This window comes from Streptomyces sp. NPDC126510, from assembly GCF_040302345.1.
GTDB lineage: Bacteria > Actinomycetota > Actinomycetes > Streptomycetales > Streptomycetaceae > Streptomyces.
This window is the reverse complement of record NZ_JBEORR010000072.1, coordinates 1-9706: the sequence shown is the minus strand read 5'-3', so window position 1 is coordinate 9706 and position 9706 is coordinate 1. Positions and strand designations below refer to the sequence as shown.

The following is a 9706-nucleotide window of genomic DNA, read 5'->3' as shown; positions in this document are numbered from 1 at the left end:
GGTGGGGAACTATCTGGCCGTACGCGGGGAGAAACCATGGCCACAAAATGCGCCATAAATGGCCGCCAGTGGGGAGCTTACGATGGCCGTCGACAATTCACCTGTTTGTCGTCTGGGCCGCGATCTATCTCACGTGGGGCCGGAGAATGCGACCTACATGGCGCAGCTACCGCTTCGCGGTACTGGTCACGCTGACATGGGCGATAGTCACTTTCATCTTCAATCGCATCGCCGATACCAATTACGGCTTTCTCAACGCCAAACCTTCCACCGCATCGCTGCTGGACCTGATGGGTCCGTGGCCGGTGTATCTGTTTTCTGGGATGACAATCGTATTCATCATCTGGGCTCTGATGACGTGGCCGTGGGAGAGAGACGGAATTCTCGACAAGGACGCCGCGCAACCCGTGGTCTAGCCGTCCTCGCTCGACCTCCGCACCCCTGGCATGGACCGACCGCTTTTCAGCAACAATCTGCACAGTCCTGCCCAATCGAGCTACCGGGCAGCCGAGTGACAGGCAAGCGAGAGCAGCAGATGTGATACTCAACCGGCATGTAGATGCAGGCGGCGTTGCACACTCCGATCGGCGACTCGCGAAGACTTTCAGTTTCACCCGCTCCAGTTCGTCTGCACGTACATCCCCGACGGTGACCGCTCTGCTGTGAAGCCGCTGATCCCGAGCCCTCAAGAACTCACTGCAGGAGGACGTGACACCAGCCCACGAATAATTTGCCAGTTACAGCGGGAATCACGTCTCAGCAGATTCACTCTGCACTCGAGCTAAGGGGTTGCTTCGAGTTGCTGATCACATATGGCGGATCGATTGCCGAAAAATGCTTCGATTGGCGGTTCAGAAAATCAGGAATCCGCTGCCGTTCGGCGTTCGAGCAGGACTGTGTCGCGCCAGATCCCGTCGAGTTGGGCGATCTTCTCGCGGATCCCGATGGTGCGGAACCCTGCCGAGTGATGCAGGGAGACGGAGGCGCGATTTTCAGGGAAGATCGACGTCTGCAGGGTCCAGAGCCCATCCGCGTCCGCTGCCATGACTTGCTTGCGTAGCAACGCTTTTCCGACACCTCGCCCGCGCATCCCGTCGGCGACATAGACGGAATTTTCGGCGACTCCGCGGTAGCAGTCCCGCCCGGAGGTCGAACTCAGGGCAGCCCAGCCGACGACGACATCGTCGATGGTGGCGACCCAGCGATGATTCGGCAGCCACTGCGCATCGAGATACTCCCGGCTGGGGACTTCGGTGGTGAAAGTGGCGTTGCGCGTGGCGATCCCTTCGCCGTAGATCCGCAGAACGGCGTCCCAGTCGTCATCGGACATGACCCGGACGGCGACATCGTCAGGAAGATCGCTCGGGCAGCACGGCCGCGGCGCGAGAACTCCCATCACGATGTCGGCGGCCTGCGGCAACGCGACGCAGCACGTCGGATTCATCGCGACAACGGTGCTGGTCCCCTCTTTGCGCAGGCTGACGAATCCCACATCGGCGAGCTTACGTACATGGTGGGAGACCGTGGGCTGCCCGATCCCCAACGCCTCGGCGAGAGCCCCGATCGTGATGCCGCCAGCAGCGCTCGCGACGCGGTGCAGCAGCCGCACCCGCATCGGTTCGGCCAGGCACGCGAACCACTGCGCGTAGGTGTCGGCGTCAGCTTGCTCGAGCACATTCGAGTCGACCGCACCTGGGTCCGAATCGCCGACGCGCACCGTCGGGGTCTGCAGCGATGTCATGCACACACTATATCGACCTTCGTCGATGGTTGCATTCATCGACTGATATCGATACAGTTCGAATTAAAGATCGATCATTGTCGATGAAAGGAATTTGTGATGACCGAACTACCCGTTGTCGTGATCGGAGCTGGACCGATCGGCCTCGCCGCCGCCGCGCAACTGCGCGAACGAGGACTCACGCCGCTGGTGCTTGAGCGAGGCGCCGTCGCCGGTACGGCGATCGCCGAATGGAATCACGTCCGGCTCTTCTCCCGCTGGTCCGAACTCGTCGATCCCGCCGCGCAGTGTCTGCTCGAGCAGAACGGGTGGAGCGCTCCCGACGTAGATGCGTACCCGACCGGACAGCAGTGGCGTCAGCTCTACCTCGAACCCCTCGCCGCCGCCCTCGGTGATGCGGTGCAGTTCGACACCGAGGTGATCGGCGTCGCCCGACGTGGCCGCGACCTGGTCGTCGACGCCGGCCGCGATACCGAACCTCTCTCCATCCACCTGCGCCGCCCAGGCGGCAGCGAGGACCGCGTCTTCGCCCAGGCCGTCGTCGATGCTTCCGGCACCTGGGGCACCCCGAACCCGCTCGGCGGGGAAGGACTGCCCGCCCTCGGCGAGAGGGCTGCCGCTGCCGCGATCACCTACCGTGTGCCCGACCTCGACGACGAGGCGATCCGTGCCCAGTTCGCCGGGAAACACACCGTCATCGCAGGCAGCGGCCATTCCGCACTGACTGCCATCGTCGCGCTAGCCGGACTCGAAAAGCAAGCCCCCGGTACGCGCATCACGTGGGCTGTTCGCCGCGGGGCTATCGGTTCCGCGTTCGGCGGCGGTGAGTCGGACGAGCTGCCCGCTCGCGGCGCACTCGGACTCCGCGCGAAGAAGGCTGTCGACGACGGACTTCTCACCGTGGTCACCGGTTTCCGCACCGCCGCCGTCGAATCCGCCGACAATGGTCAGCTCGCACTGGTCTCCGATGCCGGCACCCGGATCGAGAACGTCGACAACGTCGTCACCTTGACCGGATTCCGCCCCGACTTGTCGTGGCTGTCGGAAATCCGACTCGGCCTCGACCCCGTGCTGCAGGCCCCGACACAGTTGGCGCCTCTGATCGACCCGAACGTCCACTCCTGCGGCACGGTCTATCCGCACGGCGCGAAAGAACTTCGCCATCCCGAACCGGGTATGTACCTGGCGGGGATGAAGAGCTACGGCCGCGCGCCGACGTTCCTGGCGATGACCGGGTACGAGCAGGTACGCAGCATCGCCGCCGAACTCGCCGGCGATCACGAGGCCGCCGCCCGGGTGGAGTTGATCCTCCCGGAAACCGGAGTCTGCGGCGGCGCTGGTGTTTTCGACGAACCCGATACCGCGGAATCCGAGGGTGGCTGCTGCGCCGCACCTGCTCCGGAGCTGATCTCGCTGTCCAGTCCCTCCGGCAGTTCCAACTCCTGCGGATAGGGCACAGCCGATGACGACCATCGAAGATCCGCCTCGCCCCGTCAGCCTCGATCCGTCGGGGCTGCGGCGGGTCCTGGTGGCGCTGTGTCTGACCGAAATCACCAGCTGGGGGATTCTGTACTACGCGTTTCCCGTTCTGTCGGTAGCCATTTCCCGCGATACCGGATGGTCGAGCGCTGTGATCGTGGCGGCGTTCTCGGTCAGCCAACTCGCCGCCGCCGCCGTCGGCATACCGGTGGGACGGATCCTCGATCGCCACGGGCCCCGCTGGGTCATGACCACAGGATCTGTACTCGCTGTACCCGCACTGGTGGTCATCGCGACAGCTCACACCCTCCCCCTGTTTTTCGCGGGTTGGGTGTTCGCCGGCATCGCGATGGGCGCGGTGCTGTATCCACCGGCATTCGCCGCACTGACTCGCTGGTACGGCGACAACTACGTCAAAGCACTGATGATTCTCACCCTCGCCGCGGGTCTGGCCAGCACGGTGTTCGCGCCACTGTCTGTCGCTCTGGCCGATCGATTCGATTGGCGCACAACCTACCTGGTGCTCGCCGCCATACTGGCTGTGATCACCATCCCCGGACACATCTGGGGTTTGCGTGGCGGGTGGCCCGACCCCATCCGCCTGCCCCACGCGCAGCCCGGCGACTACCACCGCACCTCACGCAGCCTCCCATTCCTTGCTCTGATCGTCGCCCTCGCGGCAGCCGCTTTCGCCGCATCCGCCGGCGTCTTCAACCTCGTACCGCTACTGATCGAACGCGGTTTCAGTCCCAGCCTCGCCGCACTCACGCTCGGGCTGGGCGGCGCCGGCCAGGTCATCGGCCGCATCTTCTACCTACCACTCGCAGCGAAGACCAGTGTCCGCGTACGCACGGTATCGGTCATCGCCGTTGCCGGTCTGAGCACCGTGTGGTTAGGTCTGGCGAGCTCTACGGCGGCGTTGATCGGCATCGCCGTCGGCGCCGGACTGGTCCGCGGCATCTTCACCCTGATCCAGGCCACCGCCATCACCGACCGCTGGGGCGGCGAACACTACGGGCGCCTCAACGGGCTGATGTCCGCACCGATCGTCATCGTCATGGCCCTGGCTCCGTGGGCCGGCACCGTGCTCTCCACCTGGACCGGAAGCTACGCCCACGCCTACCTCGTCCTCGGAGCGATTGCCCTCGTCGGCGCCGTGATCAGCGCAGCAACCATCCCCGCCCTCCGCACCACCACAACGATTCCGATCACTTCCTGACCGAAAGACAATTCTCATGACGTACTACGACGCGATTGTCGTCGGTGGCGGTCAGTCCGGCCTGGCCGCAGCCCATCATCTGCGCCGCCAGCGGCTCGACACCGCGATCATCGAAGCGGGTAGCGAACCCGTCGGCTCCTGGCCGCAGTACTACGACAGCCTCACTTTGTTCTCACCAGCAAAGTACAGCTCCCTCCCCGGTCTACCGTTCGGCGGCGACGGTGACCGCTATCCCGGACGCGACGAAGTCGTCGACTACCTCCGCCGCTACGCAAAGACCCTCGATGTGGACATTCACGTCAACGAACGAGCCGATACCGTCACCACCAGCGGCGGCCAGTTCACCGTCCGGACCGACAGCGGATCCGCCTTCACCGCACCTCGAATCATTGCCGCCACAGGAGGATTCGAAACTCCACACAGTCCCGCACTGAAAGGGTTGGATGCCTTCACCGGGACTGTTGTGCACGCCGCCGACTACCGCGAACCCACCGCCTACGCCGGGCAGAACGTCATCGTGGTCGGAGCCGGGAACTCCGCAGTACAGATCGCTGCCGAGCTCGCCGAAACAGCCGATGTGATCCTGGCCAGCCGAAACCCCGTGACATTCGCGCCGCAACGACCCCTACGCCGAGACATGCACTTCTGGTTCAAGTACACCGGAATCGACGCCCTCCCGATCGGGCATCTTCTCTCGCGGCCACCGACGTCGCCGGTGTTCGACACCGGCCGCTACCGCGCCGCGCTCACCGCCGGCACACCGCAACGCCGCGCCATGTTCACCAAACTCGAAGGAAACCAAGCCTTCTGGCCCGGCGGCACCACAACAACCGTCGACGCGGTCATCCTCGCCACGGGATACACCCCCAACCTGGACTACCTCGCAGAACTCGGGGCACTCACCGACACTGGCCATCCCCGCCACCGGAAGGGCCTGTCCACCACCCACCCAGGGCTCGGGTACGTGGGACTGGAATGGCAACGAAGCCTCTCGTCCGCATCCCTACGTGGGGTAGGCCGCGATGCGCACTACGTGGTCCGGCGGCTCACTCCTGCTGACGCTGCTCGGTTGCATCCGACCGAATAATGCCCGGTCTGCTCTTGTTTGCGTAGCGCCCGCACAGCCTGATCTCCTCGTAGTCGGTTCCTGTCCCATTGAACAGCGTGGGTCCGACTTCCTCGTCAAACGGCGCGTGATGATCTGTGCGAGTCCGTTGTCGACTGTCGCGAAAGGGGAAGTGCGATCACCAGTCCTCGGCCGGCGCCTGCCGATGTCGCGTTGGGGACCGTGGCCGCCACAGTTCTCGGTGTCGCTGTCGGGGTTCTCCTGGCCGGTGTCGCGGTCGGAGCCGGTACCGCTGTGGTGTTCCGTTTCGTGTTGCGGACGATCATCTCCCGAAAATGATCGACTGCGCTGGTCAGCGGCGTGGAATACCTTTCTCAGGTGTTCGATTCTTTGCATCCCAGAAATTCCGCTTCGAGCGCACACTTGCCGAGAGCCGCAATACGGGCACCGCCGATTTGTGGTGCACAAATGAGAATCAGGTCGCCACGTGTGACCGAGCTGCAAGGGTTGTTGCAGTTCAGGACTTCGGCTTTCGCTTCGGTCTGGTCAGTGTGGCGACCTGAGGCTCGTCGCGGGTTCAAGAATAGTTCGGGGACCCGACATGTTCGGCGGCGATGGACGCCGCCGGTCAGTCGAGGGTTCAACCCCGGTACGGCACTTTTGATCTCTCTAGATCAACCTCGCCGATCGCATATCCGTTGGCTTCCAACATCTGACGAACTGCTCTCTCTCGTAGATCTGGCGCATTACCTGGCCCGATCACAACCTTCACAATGGCGTCACGGGGAAAACCGATCTCGATGTACGGAACCACGCCTCCAGTACCGTAGCTTCCCTGCCGGAAATTCAGTCGCGCGGACGCCTCTGCGAACATAGCGATAAGTCGCCATTCTTTCTCAGCTTGGAATGATTCATCTTTCAGAGTCATGCACAACCGACCGGCGGCGTTGAACATCTCCGTGACAAAGTTGAAGTAGTTAACCGCAGCTGGCTTTTCAGAAATACGTGAACGGAGGAAGTTTTGAACCAAATTCAAGTTTTCGGCCCGCGCCTCGTCACCATAGAAGATGGGTCGCGGCCCAGGGATCGGAGCATCAACCCAACCTCTTCCGTCCGGTTCCATTCGGTTTCCTGCTTTGTAATCCCAGCATTGGTAGGTCAGCTCCGCTAGCTTCGCCCGATCGAAACCTACGGCGAAACCATCACCACCTGCATATCCACGCCACTGCCCGAGCGAGTCACGTTCGGTAGTAAAGCAAGTGACATACCCGTTCGCCCATTTCCAATCGTATGGCATCTGCGGCTGTGACTCGTCTACGAGAGCCGCAAGCGACCAGGCGGCGGCTCGAAGTGCATGTTTCTTTGGTCCAAGGTACGACGGATCTCGATGGTCGGGCCCCTCGGTCGTGAAGAAGTCACCACACTCCCTCCGCTCTTCCTCTGTAAGGTCAGGTAGTTCCTGAGCCAAGGAGTGAAAGATCTCGGCCATCAACCCGGCACTGTATTTGAGTTCCTGAGCATCATTTAGATACTTTATATCGGTTCCCCAGAGCTTTTGACTTTTGATGATGCCGGAGAATCCTCCGAAGTTTGTGTAGTGATAGAGGATGTCATTCTCGTCGGTCACGATTTTGATAGTACTGCAGTCACCTGACAACTTTTTGCAGGAGGATCCCACTAACACTCACGCCCCCTCGTTCCAATCCAGTCAACAGGCTTGCAAAAAAAGCCGCCCTGAGCAGCGCGGAACTTAGCATCGACGGGCCTTGACCCCGCGGGTTGGACACGCTTGATCCTGGTCTCAGACCAGGGAAAGCGAGAAGATCTAACCCGATGGCAAAGAAAAATTACTCCGAAGAGTTCCGCCGCGACGCAGTCGAGCTGTACCGCGACACCGGCGGCGCGACCGTAGCCGGGATCGCCGCCGATCTCGGCGTATCCCACGGCTCCCTGACCACATGGCTGAGAAATGCGGGTATCCCGATCCGCAGACCCGCCGCCACCGCTCCGGGGCCCGGCACCGGCGAGACACCCGAGCAGGAAGCCGCCAGGCTCCGCGCCGAGGTCGCACACCTACGCGCGGAGAAAACCAAGCTCGAAACTGAGCGAGACATCCTGCGGTCGGCGGCAAAATATTTCGCCGGAGAGACGAACTGGTGAACCGCTTCCAGTTCGTTGCAGACCACTCCGACACCTACCCGGTGAAGCGGTTGTGCCAGGTCATCGATATCGCCCGCTCGTCGTACTACGCATGGATCAACGCCGCCGAGAAACGAGCCGCCCGGGCCGCAGCCGACGCTGAACTCGCCGACAAGATCCGCGCCGTCCACACGGTGGGACAACACCTACGGGCGGCCCCGGATCACCGCCGAGATCAATCACGGACAACCCGCCGACCAGCGGATCAATCACAAACGGATCGCACGGATCATGCGCGCCAACAACATCGAGGGCCTGCGACTGCGCCGAAAACACCGCACCACCATCGCCGAACCAGCCGACACTCCGTCGCCGGACCTGCTCAACCGTGATTTCACCGCGATCGCACCGAATACCCGATACGTCGGTGACATCACGTATCTGCCATGCGGGGACAATGAGTTCTTGTATTTGGCCACGGTGATCGACTGCTTCTCCCGCCGCCTGGTGGGCTGGTCGATCGCCGAGCACATGCGTACCGAACTCGTCGAAGATGCCTTAGGTGCCGCAGCACTGACCCGCGGCGGTCTTGCCGGTGCAGTGTTCCACGCCGATCGCGGAAGTCAAGGCGTATTCAACCGGTCGAAGCAACACGTTGCTGTTGAATTGATCGTAGGTGTTCGTCCCAAGCTTCAGCGGGGGTTCGCCATTGGAGTCGTTTCCGTGGTCGCGTGTTGAGAGCGTGGGCGACTGCCGCGAGATCGTCTGGGTTCCATCGCGAGAGATCAGTTCCCTTCGGAAAGTATTGGCGCAGTAGTCCATTCGTGTTCTCGTTGGTGCCTCGTTGCCACGGGCTGTGCGGGTCGGCGAAGTAGACCTTCAGCCCGGTGTCGATGGTGAACTGGGCGAGTGCGGACATCTCTTTCCCGCGGTCCCAGGTCAGCGAGCGTTTGAGTTCGGTGGGCATCGACGCCAGTGCCTGTGTCAACGCTCTGTTCATCGACACCGCTCCGTATCCCGACAGTGCCGGCCCGTTCTTGGTGATCGGTTGCTGTCGCCACCCACGCTCCCGTGGCAGGTGCACGAGGGTGGTGTATCCGGTTGTGCGCTCGACGACGGTTCCGATTGCGGACCTGTCCGTACCGATGATGAGGTCACCCTCGTGGTGCCCGGGGATCGCACGGTCGTCGGCTTCTTCGGGACGCTCGCTGATCAGTACGTCCGGGCTCACGTGAGCCCAGGCAGCACGCTTTGCTCTTGCCCGCGGCATGCGCAGAGCACGGCCGGTGCGCAGGCACAAGATGAGTTCGCGGCGCAGGCCGCCGCGGCCCTCGATGAACAGGGACTGGTAGATGGCTTCGTGGCTGATTCTCATGCTCAGATCATCCGGGAAATCGATTGGTAGCCGGTTCGAAATCTGCTCGGGGCTCCACGCTTTCACCCATCGGCGGTCCTGACGATGGGGCTTGTTCAAGCCTTTCCATTGCCGTTCGAGCGGTCCGGCGACAGCATCGCCGCCCGGCTTGGTGATCCGGCCCGAGAGTCGGTCCTCAACATAGTGCCGTAACCGATCGTTGGCCGTGAGCTTGGCGGTCTTCGGGCGGCGGGCAAACAACTCGGCTTTCCAGTGCGCCACGCTGGCGCGGTATTCGAGCGTGCCTCCACGCGTGGCAGCGTTACGCCGCAGCTCCCGCGAGATCGTCGACGGGCTCCTTCCGATGGCACTCGCGATCGCGCGCACTCCGTGGCCGGTGGCGTGCAGGATCGCGATTTCCTCACGCTCTGCCAAAGAAAGGTACCTGCCTGCCGGCGCGGGCCATAAATACGGCGTCATCCCGCCAGCGTGCCGGAACCACCGCTGACCAACCGCTTGCGCCACGCCGACAGCGTCAGCTGCCTCACGAGGAAGCTTGCCTGTGGCGATCTGGTCCCAAAACTGCCGTTCCTTCGACCGAGGATGGCCCGGTGCTCCCGGTGACCTCATCGGAGCCCTGCCCGTTACTTCCCGCACCCAATCCGATGGACGACCCACAACACCCTCCTGACCTCGAATGTTGCGTCC

The 9706-nt window shown here is 62.7% G+C and carries 7 protein-coding genes and 1 pseudogene; 5 read left to right on the top strand and 3 right to left on the bottom strand.

Annotation, left to right across the window (positions count from 1 at the left end; genetic code table 11):
• The coding region (locus tag ABTX60_RS42425; RefSeq protein WP_352101978.1) for a TMEM164-related integral membrane acyltransferase at positions 1–416 on the top strand (416 nt) is incomplete at its 5' end.
• 443 nt (positions 417–859) lie between these two features.
• Here ABTX60_RS42425 and ABTX60_RS42420 read toward each other — a convergent pair.
• Entirely contained in the window at positions 860–1741 is an 882-nt protein-coding gene (locus ABTX60_RS42420) for a helix-turn-helix domain-containing GNAT family N-acetyltransferase (RefSeq protein WP_037131630.1), read from the bottom strand.
• 99 nt (positions 1742–1840) lie between these two features.
• On the opposite strand from ABTX60_RS42420, the gene ABTX60_RS42415 reads away from it, so the two are divergent.
• The 3 genes from ABTX60_RS42415 to ABTX60_RS42405 are packed head-to-tail and all read left to right on the top strand — an operon-like array spanning position 1841 to position 5526.
• Positions 1841–3193 (top strand): NAD(P)-binding domain-containing protein, encoded by a 1353-nt coding sequence (locus tag ABTX60_RS42415; protein ID WP_298782400.1) that lies wholly within the window; start codon positions 1841–1843, stop codon positions 3191–3193.
• 10 nt (positions 3194–3203) lie between these two features.
• Positions 3204–4439 carry an MFS transporter gene (locus ABTX60_RS42410; protein WP_298782394.1) on the top strand — a complete coding sequence of 412 codons (1236 nt, stop codon included), beginning with the start codon at positions 3204–3206 and terminating at the stop codon, positions 4437–4439.
• Positions 4440–4455: 16 nt separating this feature from the next.
• The gene (locus ABTX60_RS42405) at positions 4456–5526 is read left to right on the top strand and encodes a flavin-containing monooxygenase (protein ID WP_125053174.1); all 1071 of its coding nucleotides are present in this window, start codon (positions 4456–4458) and stop codon (positions 5524–5526) included.
• A 619-nt stretch (positions 5527–6145) separates the two neighbouring features.
• On the opposite strand, the gene ABTX60_RS42400 is transcribed toward ABTX60_RS42405, so the two are convergent.
• Positions 6146–7132, bottom strand: coding sequence for a DUF2971 domain-containing protein (locus tag ABTX60_RS42400; RefSeq protein WP_125053176.1), 987 nt, complete (start codon positions 7130–7132; stop codon positions 6146–6148).
• 206 nt (positions 7133–7338) lie between these two features.
• On the opposite strand from ABTX60_RS42400, the pseudogene ABTX60_RS42395 reads away from it, so the two are divergent.
• Positions 7339–8268 (top strand): annotated as a pseudogene (locus ABTX60_RS42395) (IS3 family transposase); the annotation flags it as partial.
• Positions 8269–8278: 10 nt separating this feature from the next.
• Here ABTX60_RS42395 and ABTX60_RS42390 read toward each other — a convergent pair.
• Positions 8279–9628, bottom strand: coding sequence for an IS30 family transposase (locus ABTX60_RS42390; RefSeq protein ID WP_231783878.1), 1350 nt, complete (start codon positions 9626–9628; stop codon positions 8279–8281).
• Positions 9629–9706 lie beyond the last annotated feature (78 nt).

What these genes read in the sequence shown, in the direction of transcription:
- ABTX60_RS42420 (WP_037131630.1), bottom strand. Translation starts at nt 1,741, where the DNA reads ATGACATCGCTGCAGACCCCGACGGTGCGCGTCGGCGATTCGGACCCA.
- ABTX60_RS42415 (WP_298782400.1), top strand. Translation starts at nt 1,841, where the DNA reads ATGACCGAACTACCCGTTGTCGTGATCGGAGCTGGACCGATCGGCCTC.
- ABTX60_RS42410 (WP_298782394.1), top strand. Translation starts at nt 3,204, where the DNA reads ATGACGACCATCGAAGATCCGCCTCGCCCCGTCAGCCTCGATCCGTCG.
- ABTX60_RS42405 (WP_125053174.1), top strand. Translation starts at nt 4,456, where the DNA reads ATGACGTACTACGACGCGATTGTCGTCGGTGGCGGTCAGTCCGGCCTG.
- ABTX60_RS42390 (WP_231783878.1), bottom strand. Translation starts at nt 9,628, where the DNA reads ATGAGGTCACCGGGAGCACCGGGCCATCCTCGGTCGAAGGAACGGCAG.